This is a genomic window from Gordonia insulae (assembly GCF_003855095.1).
In the GTDB taxonomy this organism is placed as follows: Bacteria; Actinomycetota; Actinomycetes; order Mycobacteriales; family Mycobacteriaceae; genus Gordonia; species Gordonia insulae.
Genome location: NZ_CP033972.1, coordinates 359,327 through 374,888, shown reverse-complemented (window position 1 = coordinate 374,888; position 15,562 = coordinate 359,327). Strand labels below are relative to the sequence as shown.

Sequence of the window (15,562 nt, the reverse complement as noted above, 5' to 3'; positions counted from 1 at the left end):
ACAAGCGTTCCGTGCATGACTGCGGTCAACCCACGAATCGCAGGTCGGAGATCGTGTTGCTGGCCACCAGCATGATGTAGAAATCGGTGAGGACCAGGGTGCCGAGCGTGATCCACGCGAACTGCATGTGTCGGGTGTTGAGCTTGGAGACCTGGGTCCAGATCCAGTACCGGACCGGATGCGCCGAGAAGTGCTTGAGCCGACCACCCGTGACGTGTCGGCACGAATGGCAGGACACCGTGTAGGTCCACAGCAGGATGACGTTCACCAGCAGGATCACATTGCCCAGGCCGAAGCCGAAGCCGCCGTCCTTACCGTGGAACGCCGTGATGGCGTCGTAGGTGTTGATCAACGAGACGATCACTGCCGCATAGAAGAAGTAGCGGTGCGCATTCTGGATGATCAGCGGCAGCCGGGTCTCCCCCGTATACCGGCGGTGCGGCTCGGCCACCGCGCACGCCGGCGGGGAGAACCAGAAGGAGCGGTAGTAGGCCTTGCGGTAGTAGTAGCAGGTCACGCGGAAACCCAAGAGGAACGGCAGCACCACGAAACCGAGTGGAATCCACATCGGGAGCTCGGGGAACGGCGTCCCGAAATGGCTCGATCCGGGAACGCACGACTCACTCAGGCACGGCGAGTAGAAGGGCGTCAGATAGTGATAGTCCGCAACCCAATACGCGCTGCGCACAAACGAACGCACGGTCGCGTAGATGATGAACGCCGACAGACCGAGCACCGTCAGCAGCGGCGACAGCCACCATCTGTCCACTCGAAGGGTGCGCGCCAGGATGCGCGCCCGTCCCGGAGAGAAAACCCCGGTTGCCTCCCGCTCAGTCGCGGGGGCGCTCACTTCGTTCGCTCACGCGAGTGGAAGCCCAGCCCTTCGTCTTGTGCACCGAGCCATGCCGCCTCGTCTGATTTGCTGTCCGGCACGTAGATCACGTCGTCCTTGCTGACCCGGGCCCGCACCACCGGCGGCGGCGCATGTTCGAAGTCGTGCAGATCGATCTCGAGTCGGTCGAGGTCGTTGGTCATCCGGCGGACGGCATCGACATCCCCGTACTGCAGCTTCAGCGCGGCGATGTGATGGCGTAGCGTCACGATGCTGCGATGGAGTTCCTTCATTTCGGCCGTTGCCATGGCTTCCCTCCAAGACCTCTGTGATGTGTACCACAGTACTGGCACGACTCGGTCAGTCAACGGTTTCGACCGAACGTGTCGCGTCGTGGAGGGCACCCGACTCGCCGAACTTCGATACCTCTGAGGTGTCCGATCACCCGGGCCACCTGCCCAACATCTCCCGGCCCCGGAGCCAGGCAGAGGGGGCGTCACGGCCGAACACCTCAGAGAATCTGGACATTTCGGTCATCGATCTCGATACGCTGGCGGCACGGCACAAGGAGGTACGCAGATGGCGCAACTCGGGAATGCGGAGCAGGACAAGGGCGCGGCGGGTCGGTCGGCGCCCCAGGAATCAGACCCCCGGGAATACGACGAAGTCGACCAGCAGTCAGCCGGCGAACGTGCCGAGGAAGTGGAACCGAGGCGCCGGAAGCGGCAATGGGTCGGCCTGGCGGCAGGACCGCTGCTCGCCGCGCTCGTGTACGTGGTCATGCCGACCGACGTCGATCACGGCGCCCGGCTGACTGCGGCGACGGCGGTGCTCATGGGTATCTGGTGGATGACAGAGGCCATTCCGATTCCGGCGACGGCCCTCTTGCCGTTGGTCATCTTTCCGGTCTTCGGCACCGACGTCGCCGTGAACGATGTGGGAGCCGCTTACGGCAACAACGTGATCTTCCTGTTCATGGGCGGCTTCCTGCTGGCGCTGGCGATGCAGCGATGGAACCTGCACCGTCGGATAGCCCTCCTCACGGTCAGCGCCATGGGCACGAAGCCGACGATGGTGATCGCCGGGTTCATGATCGCCACCGGCTTCCTGTCCATGTGGGTGTCGAACACGGCCACGGCCGTCATGATGATCCCGATCGGTGTCTCCGTTCTGGTCCTCGTCCTCGACCTCGACAAGGAGGCGGCCGCAGAACCGGCATCGGAGCAGACAGAACCCTCGGAGGGCGCGACCGGCACCATCGCAGAGGCAGTGATCCGCAGCAACTTCGGTACCGCACTGATGCTGGGCATCGCGTACGCCGCATCGATCGGGTCGCTCGGCACCATCATCGGTACGCCGCCGAACACCTTGCTCGTGGGGTACCTGGAGGGTGAGGGCATCGACATCGGATTCCTCGAGTGGATGATCGCCGGAGTGCCGCTGGCCGCACTGTTCCTGGTCATCGCCTGGTTCCTGTTGACGCACGTGCTGTTCAAGCCCGAGATCGACGACATTCCCGGTGGCAAGCGCCTGATCCGGGGTGAACTCGATGCACTCGGACCGATGTCACAGGGCGAGATCCGGGTGGCCGCGATCTTCTGCCTCGCCGCACTCTCGTGGGTCGCCGTGCCGCTGATCTGGGACGATAGTCCACCGATCTCCGACACCGGGATCGCGATGACCGCGGCCGTCCTTCTCTTCCTACTCCCGAGCGGTGTCAAACCAGGTGTGCGCCTGCTCGATTGGGAGACAGCAGTCAAACTGCCCTGGGGTGTACTCCTGCTCTTCGGCGGCGGCCTCGCCCTGTCCGAGCAGTTCGAGTCGAGCGGATTGACCACCTGGATCGGCGAGGTGGCAGCGGACCTCGATGCCATACCGGTGATCTTGTTGATCATCGTGGTGACCGCCGCGATCATCTTCCTGACCGAGATCACCAGCAACACGGCGACTGCCGCAACTTTCCTGCCGGTGGCCGGCGGCGTCGCGCTGGGCATGAACCTCGACCCACTCGTGCTGACGGTGCCCGTCGCTCTCGCGGCAACATGCGCGTTCATGTTGCCGGTGGCCACACCACCGAACGCCGTCGCCTATGCGAGTGGTTATGTGACGATCGGCCAGATGATCCGAGGTGGCATCTGGCTCAATGTGGTCGGCGTGGTCCTCATCACCGCCGCCTGCTACACCCTGTTCGCGTGGTCGTTGGGCATCGCCTACTGACCCGTCTATCGACCTGCGCTCACCCGCACCGAATCCGCCACGGCGTCGAGGATCTCGGGAATCTGGTCGAGCACGCGGCGCTGTCGAGGCGTCAGGGCGGTATCGGACGCAGCTGCAACGATTGTGCGCCGTCGTGCCCGATCCCGCTCCAGAACGGCATGCGCTCGGCTCGTCATCGAGATGAGCGCGCTGCGCGCATCGTCGGGGTCGGGTGCCCGCGAGACGAGACCGTCGGCCGCCATGTCTCGGACCATGATCCGCATGCTCTGATGACGGACTCCGCGTTGCCGTGCCAGCGAAGCGACCGATTGCGGGCCGTCGCGGTCGAGTGCGCCGAGCACCTCACCGTAGCCGGGGGGAAGTGAATCGGGGACCAACCGAACCGCGCGGACGAAGTTGCCCACCGCGCGCCTGAGTTCCTCGGCGAGGTCGAGGCCCGTTGCGTCGTCGGCATTGTCCGAGTCGACATCCATGTCTCGAAGTGTACAGTCGGACTGTACTTATCTGCAGGTTGTGCCTGCAGCCGAACCGCGTCTCGGAGGTCTCATGCGTCTCACCAAGTACACCCACGCCACCGTTACCCTGACCAAGGCGGACAAGACGATCCTGATCGATCCGGGAGCGTTCACCCCCGACGCCGCGCAACTGCTGGCCGACGCCGATGCCGTCCTCATCACGCACGAGCACTTCGATCATTTCGACGCCGAGAAGATCGTGGCCGCCATGAAGGAACGGGACGAGCTGCACCTCTACGGGCCGGCATCGATCGCCGATGCGTTGACCGAGGTCGGTGATCGTGTCCATCCGGTGGCGACCGGAGAGTCTTTCGACATCGCCGGATTCGCCGTCGAGACATTCGTCGCCGATCATGCCGTGATCCATCCGGAGATCCCGTTGGTCGACAACGTCGGCTACCTGGTCGACCACAGCGTCTTCCATCCCGGCGACGCCTACCTCAACCCCGGCCGGCCGATCGAGACCCTGCTGCTGCCCGTGAGCGGACCGTGGATCTCCACCGAACAAGCCATCGACTTCGTGCGCGCGGTCGCACCGAAGGTCAGCATCGCGATCCACGACATCATGCTCAGCGACACCGGCAAGGCGACCTCTGACATGTTTCTCGGCGAGAACTCGCTGACCGGAACACCATTGGAAGTGTTGGACATCGGGGAGGACCGGGAGTTGACAGATGCGTGAGACGATTTCGACCGTTCGCCCCGGCGTAACGTCGCCACCATGACGTTCCAGGGCTTTCCCGAGGCCGCCCTCGACTTCTACGACGACCTCGAGATGGACAACACCAAGACCTTCTGGGAAGAACACAAAGAGGTGTACCGCACGGCCGTCGCCGGTCCGATGCAGGAACTCACCGACGCCCTGGCCGACGAGTTCGGTGCCGCCAAGATCTTCCGCCCGTACCGCGACGTCCGGTTCGCAAAAGACAAGACGCCCTACAAGATTCATCAGGGCGCGTTCGTCGGACTCGGCCCGGCGACCGGATACTACGTGCAGATCGGCGCCCCCGGAGTCCGCGTCGGCGCCGGGTACTACGAGGCCTCCGCCGAGCGCCTCGCCGCGCTACGGGCAGCGATCGACCATGACGAGCACGGCCCGAAACTCGAACGACTGCTGCGGAAACTCGAGAAGACCGGCTGGGAGGTCGGCGGCGACAAGCTCAAGACCTCGCCGCGCGGCTGGGATGCCGACCATCCGCGCATCGACCTGCTGCGCCACAAGTCCCTCACCGTCGGCCGGGACTACGGATTCGACGATGTGATCCACACGGCCGGACTGGTCGATCGCGTCCGCGCCGACTGGCGAGCCACCGCCCCGCTCGTCGACTGGGTCGTCCGGCACGGAGCCGCATAGGCGTCAACCGGACGTATCCTCGGCCACCGGAGCGACCAGCCCGTGTTCCAGTGCGTAGAGGCTGGCGCCGACCCGGTTGGCGGCGCCGATCTTGGTGTAGGTCCGCTCGACGTGGTTACGCACGGTCTTCTCGCTCAGCACGAGCCGGGCCGCGATCTCCCGGTTGGACATTCCGCGTGCGACGAGTCCGAGGATCTCGGTCTCGCGGGGAGTCAGCGTGTCGTCGCGACGCACCCGTGCCCGCTTGTGACCGGCGGCCACCAGAACAGCCTCGACGCACTCACCGTCGAGCACCCCGCGGTCCGCACGCTCCCTGATCCGTGATGCCGCACGCTCCGCGGGGTACGCGTCGCGATAGGGCCGCGGTTCGAGCGCCGATTGGTAGGCGACCGCCACGGTCAGCAACCGCTGTGCCCGGCCGAGCGCCGCCCCGCCGAGCCCGAGGGGATAGCCGGTGCCGTCGAGGTGCTCGTGGTGGGCGCGCGCGATCGCGGCGATGTCGCCGAAACCGGGAATCCGCATCAACACCCGGTCGGTGAGATACGGATGCATCCGAACCCGTTCCCACTCGGCGCCACTGAGTTCGCCGGGCTTGGACCAGATCTGGCTGGACACGCCGATCCGCCCGACGTCGTGTAGATGAGCGGCGCGACGCGCCGTGTCGACCTCCACCATCGACATCCCCAGATGCCGGGCGGCGGTGTCGACGATGGTCGCCACTCCTCGTGAATGGCCCAGCGCGAAAGGACATTTGAGATCACCGAAGTCACCGATCGCGGTCACCAGGGCATCCAGTCCGGCATCGTCGAGCGCGATCTCGGTCTCCGGCGCCAGAGACATCGCGCATCCCCAGGGGTCATCGTCACCCGGCGAGAGCACTGCGTCCGGATCCGCGACGAACGCGTCGACGATCGTCGGGTCGAATTGACCTCCACGACGACTACGCGCCATCGCGACCGCGCCGTCGACCCCGTAGGCACGCTGGTGCACCTCCACCATGTCGGCGAGTTGCGCCACCCGCATCTCGATCGGGATGTCCTCGCCCGCCGCGCCTCTCGGCAGCCCGCCGCCGTCGAAACGCTCGTAGGTGTAGGCGATCACCCGCTCGACATCGGGGCCGAGACCGATATGGCGCGCCAGTGCGGCGGCCGACATGCAGTGCGAGTGCACCAGGGTGGCGATCTGTCCACGAGCATCCCGGAACAACGTCGCCAAGGTCTTCACGCGGTGCCCGACGGGTTCACCGCGCCCCACATTGCCCAGCAGGAATCGAAAGTACGGAATCCCGGACCAGTCAACAAGATACGCGTCGCTGCGTACCGCGATGTCGTCGCCGAACCAGCGCGCGTACTCCTGCGAATCGGCATGACACCCGATCCACATCAGCAGCGTCGCGTAATAGGTGGTGGCCCGCTGCGTCCGGTCCAGGCCGAGACGATCACACAACCGACAGGCGATGACCGCCGAGCGCAGCATGTGTTCGGCAGGCTGACCGAGCCCCAGGTCGATGGCGACCGAGAGCCCGGCCAACACCTCCACACGTCGCGGCAGCGGGGTTCGCCCGGTCATGACCCCATTGTCGACCCGTTGCGGGCGCGGTGTCAGCCACCTGTCGTACATCGGGTGACCACTCAGGTGCGGCGGTGTGCGCCGGGTAGCAGCATCGGGACCCGCCGACGGTAGGACCGGTAGTCGTCGCCGAACGTACGAATCAGGTCCCGCTCTTCCAGCTGGATGCCTACGAGGACGAATCCGGTGGTGGCGACGGCGAAGACGAGGTGCCCGACCGTCATCGTCGGGGTCACCCAGAACCCGATGAGGAAACCGAGATAGATGGGGTGACGGACGATTCCGTACCAGAGCGGCGTGACGAACCGATAGGTCGGCGCCGGGCGGCCGCGCGCGTTGGCCACCACCTGCCGCAGTCCGAAGAGATCGAAGTGATCGATCAGGAACGTCGAGGTCAGGACGAGCAGCCACCCCGCGAGCGATATGACCACCAGGATGCCCGATACCGCGCCCGACACGGTCCAGAGTTCGGCGGTGATCGGACACCACCACCACATCAGGACGGCGAGGCACAGGGAGGCGGCGAGCACGTAGGTACTGCGCTCGACGGGCGCGGGCACGATGCGCGTCCACCACCGTTTGAAACCGGCTCGCGCCATCACGCTGTGTTGCGCGGCGAAGAGGGTCAACAACACGACATTCACCAACAGCGCGACGGCAGCCGGTACGGTCGGTCCACCGTGGTCGATGGTCCGGGGAACGAGAGCGGTGTCGCCGATGGTGACGCGAACGTCCTCGACGAACGCGATGGCCCACGAGAACACCAGCAGGAAGACGACATAGGCGACGGTGCCGTAGACGACGGCGGCGATCCGGCCGGCGGTCATGGCGGGACGGTGCTCGGTGGTCGTCACCGTGACACCTCAGCCCGTTCGATGGCGACGTCGCCGGCCGATGCGGTCGCCGGCATGAACCGCGCCTGCCCGACGAAGAACAACCCGCGCTGGGGCAACCAGAAGTCCCCGAGGGCGGTCTGATCGTCCAGCGGTGCCGGCCTACCGAGAGCCCGTCCCCGATGGGAGGCCTCGGCCGTCGCGACCCGCCAGACCTCGAGTGGGATGGCCCGGAATCGCGGCCCGTTCGGGGTTCGTCCGCACAACCTCATGCGCCCGGATCGCAGCACTGCGCCGGCGATCGGGCCCATGGTGGTCAACACCGGCGCGCTGGTCAGTGCGCGCATCGGCATCGCGGAGCCCATCGCGGTCATCATCCGGGTGGCCGGAGACGACGCCAACTCGATGTTCCAGTGCAGGACGTCGCCGAGGTTGACCTCGAGCTGCGCCTCGCCGGTCCAGGAGACATCGATGTGTGGAACCTGGTTGACGGCCGTAGCCTTCCCGAAGTAGCGGGGACAGCTCAGCTCCGGAGCTGCGGTGGTGTGAATCGTCCACGTACCGTTCGGTTCTCGGTGCCAGACGGTCCGATAGGGCGGACCGAGGGAGCTCGCGACCATCTCGCGCAGCGCGAGGTAATGGCCTGATTCGAATGGCATACCCATGATCCCGTACCCGGCGAACCGTTCGTCGGGGCCGTCCGGGAGTTGCGGGTGTGCGCGCAGGGCGGCGACCGCCTCGTGGGGAGTATGTGTGCTCATGCACTCAGTCTGTGCCGCACACCGGTGCCGGCTCGTGGGGCAAATGCCTCACATTTCGCAGGTGTGTCAGCCCGGGGAGACCACTCCGTCGACGTAGACCCAGTGACCGTCGTGCCGCTCGAAGCGGCTGCGCTCGTGGAGTCTGCCGCGGGTGCCGTCGTGTCGATGGTGCGCGGTGAATGTCACTTCGCCGGCTGTGTCGAATGGCGTTCCACCGGAGACGGATTCGATGTTGAGTCGGTACCACTCGATGGTGTCGTCGAGGTCGAGGGTGCGCGGTCGGGTACGTGGATGCCAACTCGCGAGCAGATATCCGCTGTCTCCGACGGCGAACGCGGTGAATCGTGAGCGCATCAGCGCCTCGGCCGTACCGGCTTTCCGCACGCCCGACAGCACGGGACCGCAGCACTCGTCGAAAGTCATGCCCGACGTGCACGGGCAACGCTCGGGCTTCGGCCGGAGTCGCTTCGCATCGCTCACCTCGGAGAGCCTATGCCGTGGTCCCGGTGGGCCGATCTCGGTGTCGCCGGATGACGGGTAGCGTGACCGCGTGCCCGTGACCCGACGCCAGCGCAGCCTTCTCACCACCGCGGTCTGTGCCCTGGTGGCGCTGTGCTGCACCTCCGGCTGCGCCCGGAGCCTCGACGGCCAGGCGGTGGCAGCGCCGTCGACCGCCTCGTCACCGACGGCCGCCGCGGTCGAATGGCGCGATCACGTAGTGCCGAGCGACTGCATCCTCACGGGCGCACAGATGTCGGCACTGTCGGGGGTACGCCTGAAAGACGGCGAGGACACCGACGTCAAGCAATCCGACGGAACCACCGGCCACAATTGCAGCTACTACACGGCGGCGGGCGGCGTACTGTCGTTCACCGCCGTGGTCAAGGTGCAGGCGCCCGTGACCGGCACCGTCACACCGGACATGCTCGCCGATCTCGGCGACGATGGCGCCCGGTCGATTCCGGGGATCGGGCTCGACGTCATCATCGAGCCACTCGACGGGCCAAACGCCTTCCCCACCATGCGCGTCGCGACCGATCGCCATGTGACGAGCGTGGTGCTCGTCGTCGGGAACATCCCGCATCCGCCGGACGACGCGGCGTGGTCGACCGCAGCTCGACAGATCGTCGCAGCGCTGCCAGCCAACTGACAGCCGGGCCACACGACGGGCCCAGCCGCGCGCGGTGTGATGACAGCATGACCACCACCGAAACCACGGCCACCGATACAGTTCTCGTCGTTATGGACGGCAGTTCGCGCGCCCGGGCCATCGTCCATCAGATCGTGCGATCGGGACACAACGTCGCGCTCACCGGCCCGTCGCCGCGAGACCTCGTCCCGTTCGTCGACGCGGCCGTACGCCACCAGGTGTGGGCCGTGGTGTCCGATCCGTCCGACCCCGAACAGATCGCCGCGGTCATCGAGCGGGCGTCCGACGTCGTCGGGTCGGTCATCATGATCGTTGATCCGGGCGGCCTGCTGTCCGACGTCCACTCCGCCGACCGACAGGTCGCCTGATCTCGTTCGGCTCGAGGCCGTCCGCCGGTATCCGTGCCTCGGTAGCCTCAGATCGTGCCCGGCAACGACACCGACCCCACCCGTGACGAGCTGGAACTGCTCGCGGATGCCGATCGACGTGCCCGCGCGTGGACGGCGGGCATCGGGGCGGTGAGCCGACGGGTGTTCCCGTCCGCCGAGGCGCTCGCCGGGCTGGCCCGCCTCGACGAACCGCTGACGGCATCGGGTCGGCCGGCCGACGAGACCATCGCGATGCTCGACGAGGTGGCCGGCACGGGCGTTGTCGCGTCGAACGACCCGCGCTACTTCGGTTTCGTCGTGGGATCGACCCTGCCGGTGGCCGCAGCCGCGGAGCGCATCGCCCTCGCGTGGGATCAGTGCGCGTCGTCGTTCGACAACTCACCCGCCGCCCACACCCTGGAGAAACAGGCGGGCCGCTGGGTGCTCGACGCGCTGGACCTCCCCCGTGCGTCGGCGGTCGGCTTCACCACCAGCGCGACCGCCGGCGCCGTCACCGCGATCACCGCGGCCCGGCGCGCACTTCTGCTGCGCCACGGATGGGACGTCGATCGACGTGGGCTGACCGACGCCCCGCGAGTCCGGGTGGTCATCGGCGAACTCGCCCACATCACCGTCGTCCGTGCGCTGCGGGTCCTGGGATTCGGGCTCGAGAACATCGAACGCGCACCCGTCGACGAGCACGGACGGGTGGTCGCCGACACGATGCCCGCCCTCGACGACATGACCCTGGTGATCCTGCAGGCCGGAGAGGTCAACACCGGCGAGTTCGATCCGTTCGCCGACATCATCCCCGCCGCGCGCCGCGCCGGCGCGTGGGTGCACGTGGACGGCGCATTCGGCCTCTGGGCACGCGCCTCGCGAACGCACCGAGCGCTCACCACCGGCGTCGACGCCGCCGACAGCTGGACCACGGATGGGCACAAGTGGCTCAACACCCCCCTACGACAGCGCGATGGTGATCGTCCGCGACGCCGACGCGCTGTCGTCGGCGATGAACTCCGACGCCGCCTATCTGACCGGATCGGCCGACGCCCAGAAGAACCTGACACTCGAGTTCTCCCGACGGGCGCGCGGGATCCCGGTATGGGCCGCGCTGCGTACCCTCGGCGGCGACGGCGTCGAGGAGCTGGTCGATCGCTGCGTCGAACTCGCCGGGTCGGCGGCGGAAGGCTTGCGGGCCAACGGCTTCACGGTGCTCAACCGGTGCGTGCTGAACCAGGTGCTGGCGCGGGCCGACACCGCGGCCCGGACCGAGGCCGTCCGCCGGTCACTGCTCGAGGGTGGCCAGGTCTGGTTCGGCCCGGCGTGGTGGCAGGATGAGCCGGCGTTCCGTATCTCGGTGTCGTCGTGGCGGACGCGGCGCGAACACATCGACCGGCTCGTGGCGCTACTCGGGGAGGGACTCGCGGGCGCTCGGTGAGGGTGGGTGATCTCGATACGCCGGCTCGCTACGCTCGCGCGGCACTCGATCAGCGGGAGGCGGTAAGTAGCGCGGCACTCGATCAGCGGAGGGCGGTAACGGTTGCCTACCGGCCTTTGTCATCTCGACACGCGAGGTGGGAGTGGCGCGATAGCATCCGAGGCGCTGGGCACTCGTCGCGTCGTCGGGACCGTGCTTGGGAACGAGCAACTCAAGATCGGACATTCTCAAGGGAGAGTCATGTCTACGAACTCGGCAGCCGAAATCGTCGCAGGTGTCGGCGGACCCGGCAACATCGAAAGCCTCACCCATTGCGCGACGCGCCTGCGGTTCCAACTACGTGACGCGTCGGGGGTGGAGCAGTCGGCGCTGGAGGCGATCGACGGGGTGATGGGAGCGGTGCCGCAGGGCGGCAACCGCTACCAGGTTGTCATCGGCGGCGGCGTGCAGACGGTCTACAACGAGATCATGGCGCAACCGGGCATGGGTGGCGGAGCGCCGACGGATGCCGCAGCCATCAAGGCGGCCGAGCGCGCCAAGGGCCCCCGGGGGAAGTCGGCGTGGCTGGACTCGCTCTTCGAATACCTCTCCGACTCGTTCCGCCCGATCCTCGGAGCCCTGCTGGGTGCGTCGCTGTTCATCACGTTCATGTCGCTGATGAGCACACTCGACGTGATCGGCAACTGGGCCGATCCGCGTACCGAGTTGTCGCCATCGTGGCAGTTCGTCAACCTGTGCTGGCAGTGCGTGTTCGTCTTCCTGCCGTTGATGATCGCCTACAACGCGTCGAAGAAGCTCGACGCCGACCCGTGGGTCGGCTTCGCGATCATGGCCGTGCTGATGCTGCCCGCCTATGCGAACTTCGCCGACAATGCCACGCAGCACACGATTTTCGGCTTCGACGTGCAGACGATCGACATCTTCGGCATCCCGCTCACCGTCTTCGACTACAGCTCCCAGGTGTTCCCGCCGCTGCTGATGGCGGCGGTGCTCGGACCGTTGTACAAGCTGCTGAAGAAGATCATCCCGGAGAACGTTCAACTGATCTTCGTGCCGTTCCTGGCGATGTTGATCATGATCCCGTTGACCGCGTTCCTCATCGGACCGATCGGCGTCTACGTCGGCGCCGGCCTGGCCGACATCCTGAAGTCCATCAACGACTTCTCGCCGTTCATCTTCGCGATCGTGATCCCGCTCGCGTACCCGTTCATGGTGCCGCTCGGTCTGCACTGGCCGATCAACGCGATCATGCTGCTCAACATCCAGACCCTCGGGTACGACTTCATCCAGGGGCCGATGGGCGCATGGAACTTCGCCTGCTTCGGCGCCACGGCCGGTGTCCTGCTGATCGCCTGGCGGGAACGGGACGCACAGATGCGACAGACCGCGACCGGCGCCCTCGCCGCCGGCCTCCTCGGCGGCATCTCGGAGCCATCGCTGTACGGCATCCATCTACGATTCAAACGTATCTATCCACGAATGCTCGTGGGCTGCTTCATCGGCGGCCTGATCATCGGCATCGGCGGCGGTGTCACGACCAACGCGTTCGTGTTCACCTCGCTGCTGACCATCCCCGCGTTCGACAGTGTCATCCTCTACTCGATCGCCGTCGCGGCCGCGTTCTTCACGGCGATGATCCTGGTGGTCCTGTCCGGGTACCGGACGCCGGAACAGCAGGCCGAGTTCGAGGCAGCGCGCGACGCCGGGCTGGAATCGCCGGGACCGATCCCGATCGACGATTCGGCCGAGGGCGTCGCATCCGCGGCGGCCCTGGCCGATGCGGAGTCGACCGGCGCCCGGTCCGGCACAGGTGCCGTGGCCGCGGCGGGTGCTGTGGCGACCGCCGAGAGAACCGACGCGGAGACCTCCGAGCACGGCGCGATCACCGAGATCCCGTCGCCGCTCGACGGCACGGTGGTGGCGCTGAGCGATGTCCCCGACCCCGTGTTCGCCAAGGGCACCATGGGCGGCGGCGTGGCGATCCTGCCCTCCGGTGACACCGTCTACGCTCCGGCGGCCGCGACCGTGGTGGCCGCCCAACCCACCGGGCATGCATTCGGGCTGGTCCTCGACGGCGGTATCGAACTGCTGATCCATGTCGGCATCGACACCGTGCAACTGAAGGGCGAGGGCTTCGACGTCAAGGTCAAGGCCGGACAGAAGGTCGATGTGGGCACGCCACTGGTGACCTTCGATCGCAAGGTCATCGAGGCTGCGGGTTATCCGCTCATCACCCCGGTGGTGGTGATGAACACCAAGAAGTTCGCGGCGGTGGAGCAGATCGCCCACGGTGAGGCGTCGGTGGGCACCCCGGTCATCTCCGTGGAAGCGAAGCGCACGACCTGATCGTCGCCCCGTCCTGACGGCTCGCGGTCTCGATGCTCAGAGGACGTTCATCGAGACGAGCACGAACTGGCGCACGCGCCCGGCGACATGGGCGCTGCAGGTGGACAGCAGCGGATCGGACAGTTCCTCGGCGAGGGTGACCTCGACGGGGCCGGTCCGTCCCCGCAGCCGGACGACGATCCGATGGTCACCGCGCTGCACGTCGATCGGCGCCAGGGCATCGATACGGTCGTCACCGGTCTCCCGTCGCACAAAGTGCTGGGCCGCCTGCACGGCGTGCGGCAGCGACGTCCGGCCCCGCAGGAACGCATCGTCGAGTCGCCCGACGGTGTACCTGCGAACCAGCTCGGCCGGATCGGGGGCCGAGTCGACCCGGCCGTAGCACAGACCGTGCGGCAGCACGAGCATCGTCGCGGCGAACCGGTCGCCGCCGAGATGCGAACATTCCCACGTCGATTCGGGGTACTCGGCGGCAATGGCCGACGTCGCGGCCCGTCCGCGCACCGCGCAGCACTGGTCGTGCTTCCCGTGCGCGCACACGGCGATGAGCGGATCGGTCGAGACCGCCCCATCGGACCCGTCGAGCGCGAGGTCGAGGTACTGCGCCGGGTGGTCCACCTCGCCGCGGAACAATTTCTCGGCACCGGGCTCCGAATGGGCGATGAACCATCGCCAGCGTGGTGTCGGCGACCGCCGTCCGGGTGGGCGGATCGCGACGATACGCATGCCCGTCGCCTCGACACGGCGGACGATGGACCGGCCGAGGGTCGGATCGATGATCTTGGGCGAGTTGAGGAATACCGAATGTCCCCAGGCGCCGGGCAGCTCGAGCAGCAACCAGGAGAACCCGGCCGACGCGGTCGCGAACATCGGATCGTCGCGCTCCAGGGCTTGGTCGCTGCACGGGCGACGATCCGTCATGCCTCCCGCCCCGCCGTCGGGGTTCCGGGCGCATCGGTGGCGGCAGTCGGGACCACGACAGCTTCACGCAGCAGCCGGCGCAGCAGCACCACACCATCGGCGGCATCGAGGCGCGGCAGATCTCCCGCGACGACGTCCGCGCCGCTGCGCACGACGCCGAGAGCATCGGCGCAGAAGTGCGGAAAACTCATGACGCGATCGGCCAACCGGAGTTCGACCCTGTCCCCCGCATCGGCGATCGTGGCCACCAGACCTCGACGCCATCGCAACCGGGTGTCGACATCGAGTTGCGCCGCGCTGTCCAGAGTCGCGAGAGGTCGCACCGCCGGCGGCCTCGTCGCCGCCGCGTGGCGCGCGGCCGATCGCGTCGCGACGCCCTCGCCGATCTCGGGCGCGCGGTCGCGCAGGACCTCGACCAAGGTCGCCATCGTCTTGGTCGCGATCGCGACGGCCTCGTCACGATCGGTTGGATCGATGCCGATCGGCAGGGATGCACGCAGGTCGTCGACGGTCCCGAGCTCGTCGACGATCGCCGCGATGACGTCGTGGACCGTGGTGGCGGCGACCCCGACGGTGATGTGGATCGATGTCTCGCCCAACGCCTGCGCCGAGTGGATCCAGCCACGCGGAAGGTACAGGGCGTCACCCGGGCCGAGCACGGTGTCGATGACCGGATCGTCGTGGGCGCGTGCCTCGACCGCGGCACGATGATCCGTCCACGGCTGCGACGGCAGTGGATCGCGGTGCACCGGCTCGTGCACTCTCCACTGTTTGCGTCCGGCCGTCTGCAAGACGAACACATCATGGACGTCGTAGTGGGCGTCGAAGCCGCGACTCTCCGGGGGCGTCACGTAGGCGTTGGCCTGCACCGGATGCCCGAGGTCGCCGACCAACTCGCCCACGAAATCGATGAGCGGTGGCCACAGTCGGTGCAGGCCCTGCAGGACGATGGTCGCGCCGGCGGCGAACTGTGCGAGCACCTTGGCGGAGTCGACCTGATCGGGCATCTCGGCGCCGAATCCACCCGGTCCCAGGTAGCAGTTTCGTGCGACGAGGTCGCCGTCCCTGGCCATCCGGATGAACGGTGCCCGCACTCCACGCTCGGCGATCAGTTCGTCGACCATCCGGGCGGAGAGCAGATCGTCGAAGCCCTGGGGTAGCGTCGCCGCGCGACTGAGCAATGGACGACATCCCCAGTGGTCGCGCGCGAAAGTTGCCGGATCGACCGCGATGCAGCGGCTGAGCATCGCGTTCC

16 protein-coding genes and 1 pseudogene are annotated in these 15,562 nt (G+C 67.1%); 8 read left to right on the top strand and 9 right to left on the bottom strand.

Annotation, left to right across the window (positions count from 1 at the left end; genetic code table 11):
* Window positions 1–25: 25 nt before the first annotated feature.
* Together D7316_RS01815 and D7316_RS01810 are read right to left on the bottom strand one after the other, a co-directional pair.
* A complete protein-coding gene (locus D7316_RS01815; protein WP_124706782.1) occupies window positions 26–850 on the bottom strand; it encodes a hypothetical protein in 825 nt (274 codons plus the stop codon).
* Complete coding sequence (locus D7316_RS01810; RefSeq protein ID WP_124706781.1) at window positions 847–1,140, bottom strand: hypothetical protein; 294 nt, start codon at window positions 1,138–1,140, stop codon at window positions 847–849. The genes D7316_RS01815 and D7316_RS01810 overlap by 4 nt, the downstream gene beginning before the upstream one ends.
* Before the next feature lie 271 nt (window positions 1,141–1,411).
* On the opposite strand from D7316_RS01810, the gene D7316_RS01805 reads away from it, so the two are divergent.
* Window positions 1,412–3,049, top strand: a complete 1,638-nt coding sequence (locus D7316_RS01805) for an SLC13 family permease (protein ID WP_124706780.1) — start codon at window positions 1,412–1,414, stop codon at window positions 3,047–3,049.
* Window positions 3,050–3,054: 5 nt separating this feature from the next.
* Here the strand turns inward: D7316_RS01805 and D7316_RS01800 are convergent, their stop codons facing one another.
* Entirely contained in the window at window positions 3,055–3,522 is a 468-nt protein-coding gene (locus tag D7316_RS01800) for a MarR family winged helix-turn-helix transcriptional regulator (RefSeq protein ID WP_124706779.1), read from the bottom strand.
* Window positions 3,523–3,595: 73 nt separating this feature from the next.
* On the opposite strand from D7316_RS01800, the gene D7316_RS01795 reads away from it, so the two are divergent.
* Both D7316_RS01795 and D7316_RS01790 read left to right on the top strand, forming a co-directional pair.
* A complete protein-coding gene (locus D7316_RS01795) occupies window positions 3,596–4,246 on the top strand; it encodes an MBL fold metallo-hydrolase (RefSeq protein WP_124706778.1) in 651 nt (216 codons plus the stop codon).
* Between the two features lie 39 nt (window positions 4,247–4,285).
* A complete protein-coding gene (locus D7316_RS01790; RefSeq protein ID WP_124706777.1) occupies window positions 4,286–4,918 on the top strand; it encodes a DUF2461 domain-containing protein in 633 nt (210 codons plus the stop codon).
* A 3-nt stretch (window positions 4,919–4,921) separates the two neighbouring features.
* On the opposite strand, the gene D7316_RS01785 is transcribed toward D7316_RS01790, so the two are convergent.
* The 4 genes from D7316_RS01785 to D7316_RS01770 all read right to left on the bottom strand — a co-directional run bounded on the left by D7316_RS01785 (window position 4,922) and on the right by D7316_RS01770 (window position 8,561).
* Window positions 4,922–6,487 carry an HD domain-containing phosphohydrolase gene (locus D7316_RS01785; RefSeq protein ID WP_124706776.1) on the bottom strand — a complete coding sequence of 522 codons (1,566 nt, stop codon included), beginning with the start codon at window positions 6,485–6,487 and terminating at the stop codon, window positions 4,922–4,924.
* Window positions 6,488–6,549: 62 nt separating this feature from the next.
* On the bottom strand, window positions 6,550–7,314 hold the full coding sequence (gene mddA, locus D7316_RS01780) for a methanethiol S-methyltransferase (protein WP_124711042.1): 765 nt from the start codon (window positions 7,312–7,314) through the stop codon (window positions 6,550–6,552).
* A gap of 23 nt (window positions 7,315–7,337) precedes the next feature.
* Entirely contained in the window at window positions 7,338–8,081 is a 744-nt protein-coding gene (locus tag D7316_RS01775) for a hypothetical protein (RefSeq protein ID WP_124706775.1), read from the bottom strand.
* 66 nt (window positions 8,082–8,147) lie between these two features.
* A complete protein-coding gene (locus tag D7316_RS01770) occupies window positions 8,148–8,561 on the bottom strand; it encodes a YchJ family protein (RefSeq protein ID WP_232016722.1) in 414 nt (137 codons plus the stop codon).
* A 70-nt stretch (window positions 8,562–8,631) separates the two neighbouring features.
* On the opposite strand from D7316_RS01770, the gene D7316_RS01765 reads away from it, so the two are divergent.
* The 5 genes and pseudogenes from D7316_RS01765 (at window position 8,632) to D7316_RS01750 (ending at window position 13,386) form a co-directional block, all read left to right on the top strand.
* A complete protein-coding gene (locus D7316_RS01765; RefSeq protein WP_124706774.1) occupies window positions 8,632–9,231 on the top strand; it encodes a hypothetical protein in 600 nt (199 codons plus the stop codon).
* A gap of 47 nt (window positions 9,232–9,278) precedes the next feature.
* A complete protein-coding gene (locus D7316_RS01760) occupies window positions 9,279–9,599 on the top strand; it encodes an SDR family oxidoreductase (RefSeq protein ID WP_124706773.1) in 321 nt (106 codons plus the stop codon).
* A gap of 252 nt (window positions 9,600–9,851) precedes the next feature.
* Window positions 9,852–10,493, top strand: a pseudogene (locus tag D7316_RS27710) (pyridoxal phosphate-dependent decarboxylase family protein); the annotation flags it as partial.
* A gap of 40 nt (window positions 10,494–10,533) precedes the next feature.
* A complete protein-coding gene (locus tag D7316_RS27705) occupies window positions 10,534–11,040 on the top strand; it encodes a pyridoxal-dependent decarboxylase (protein WP_408610063.1) in 507 nt (168 codons plus the stop codon).
* 240 nt (window positions 11,041–11,280) lie between these two features.
* Window positions 11,281–13,386, top strand: coding sequence for a glucose PTS transporter subunit IIA (locus tag D7316_RS01750; protein WP_124706772.1), 2,106 nt, complete (start codon window positions 11,281–11,283; stop codon window positions 13,384–13,386).
* A 36-nt stretch (window positions 13,387–13,422) separates the two neighbouring features.
* On the opposite strand, the gene D7316_RS01745 is transcribed toward D7316_RS01750, so the two are convergent.
* Both D7316_RS01745 and D7316_RS01740 read right to left on the bottom strand, forming a co-directional pair.
* Window positions 13,423–14,307, bottom strand: coding sequence for a sucrase ferredoxin (locus D7316_RS01745; protein ID WP_124706771.1), 885 nt, complete (start codon window positions 14,305–14,307; stop codon window positions 13,423–13,425).
* The gene (locus D7316_RS01740) at window positions 14,304–15,554 is read right to left on the bottom strand and encodes a cupin domain-containing protein (RefSeq protein WP_124711040.1); all 1,251 of its coding nucleotides are present in this window, start codon (window positions 15,552–15,554) and stop codon (window positions 14,304–14,306) included. Before D7316_RS01740 ends, D7316_RS01745 begins: the two co-directional genes overlap by 4 nt.
* Window positions 15,555–15,562 lie beyond the last annotated feature (8 nt).

Bases quoted from the DNA above. Each gene is read 5' to 3' on its own strand.
- D7316_RS01810 (WP_124706781.1), bottom strand. From the start codon at position 1,140: ATGGCAACGGCCGAAATGAAGGAACTCCATCGCAGCATCGTGACGCTA.
- D7316_RS01805 (WP_124706780.1), top strand. From the start codon at position 1,412: ATGGCGCAACTCGGGAATGCGGAGCAGGACAAGGGCGCGGCGGGTCGG.
- D7316_RS01800 (WP_124706779.1), bottom strand. From the start codon at position 3,522: ATGGATGTCGACTCGGACAATGCCGACGACGCAACGGGCCTCGACCTC.
- D7316_RS01795 (WP_124706778.1), top strand. From the start codon at position 3,596: ATGCGTCTCACCAAGTACACCCACGCCACCGTTACCCTGACCAAGGCG.
- D7316_RS01790 (WP_124706777.1), top strand. From the start codon at position 4,286: ATGACGTTCCAGGGCTTTCCCGAGGCCGCCCTCGACTTCTACGACGAC.
- D7316_RS01785 (WP_124706776.1), bottom strand. From the start codon at position 6,487: ATGACCGGGCGAACCCCGCTGCCGCGACGTGTGGAGGTGTTGGCCGGG.
- mddA (WP_124711042.1), bottom strand. From the start codon at position 7,314: ATGACCGCCGGCCGGATCGCCGCCGTCGTCTACGGCACCGTCGCCTAT.
- D7316_RS01775 (WP_124706775.1), bottom strand. From the start codon at position 8,081: ATGAGCACACATACTCCCCACGAGGCGGTCGCCGCCCTGCGCGCACAC.
- D7316_RS01760 (WP_124706773.1), top strand. From the start codon at position 9,279: ATGACCACCACCGAAACCACGGCCACCGATACAGTTCTCGTCGTTATG.
- D7316_RS27705 (WP_408610063.1), top strand. From the start codon at position 10,534: ATGGGCACAAGTGGCTCAACACCCCCCTACGACAGCGCGATGGTGATC.
- D7316_RS01750 (WP_124706772.1), top strand. From the start codon at position 11,281: ATGTCTACGAACTCGGCAGCCGAAATCGTCGCAGGTGTCGGCGGACCC.
- D7316_RS01745 (WP_124706771.1), bottom strand. From the start codon at position 14,307: ATGACGGATCGTCGCCCGTGCAGCGACCAAGCCCTGGAGCGCGACGAT.
- D7316_RS01740 (WP_124711040.1), bottom strand. From the start codon at position 15,554: ATGCTCAGCCGCTGCATCGCGGTCGATCCGGCAACTTTCGCGCGCGAC.